The sequence below is a fragment of the Labrys sp. F242 genome, from assembly GCF_057813875.1.
The window spans coordinates 1-518 of record NZ_JBVASG010000017.1 but is presented as its reverse complement, the minus strand read 5'-3'; the positions used below and the strand labels follow the sequence as shown (position 1 = coordinate 518).

The window sequence follows — 518 nt, the reverse complement described above, 5'->3', positions numbered from 1 at the left end:
CCACGCTGTTCGGCGCCCCTGCATCAACGCAAGCCCAACAGCCTCACCAGAACCTGGGCCCTGCTGATCACCGCCGCCATCCTCTACATACCGGCCAATCTCTTCCCGATCATGACGGTGATCTCGCTCGGGCATGGCGAGCCCGATACCATCATCAGCGGTGTCATCGCCCTGGCCGATGCCGGTTTGTGGCCACTGGCCGCCCTGGTCTTCTTCGCCTCGATCCTGGTTCCCGTGCTCAAATTGGCGGGCCTGACGATGCTGCTGATCACCACCCAGCGCGGCTCGACCTGGCGTCTGCAGGACAGGACGGTGCTCTACCGGATCATCGAGTTCGTGGGACGCTGGTCGATGATCGACATCTTCATGATCTCGATCCTGGTCGCCCTGGTGCAGCTGGGCGAGATCGCCACCATCGAGCCCGGCATCGGGGCGATCGCCTTTGCCAGCGTGGTGATCATCACCATGATCGCCTCCGAATCATTCGACCCACGGCTGATGTGGGATGTCTTGCGCCG

Annotated in this window: 1 protein-coding gene; it reads left to right on the top strand. The window is 62.7% G+C overall.

What is annotated here, in order from left to right; all coding sequences use genetic code 11:
• On the top strand, positions 1–518 hold a 518-nt coding region (locus ACZYTC_RS34230; protein WP_488991756.1), incomplete at both ends, for a paraquat-inducible protein A.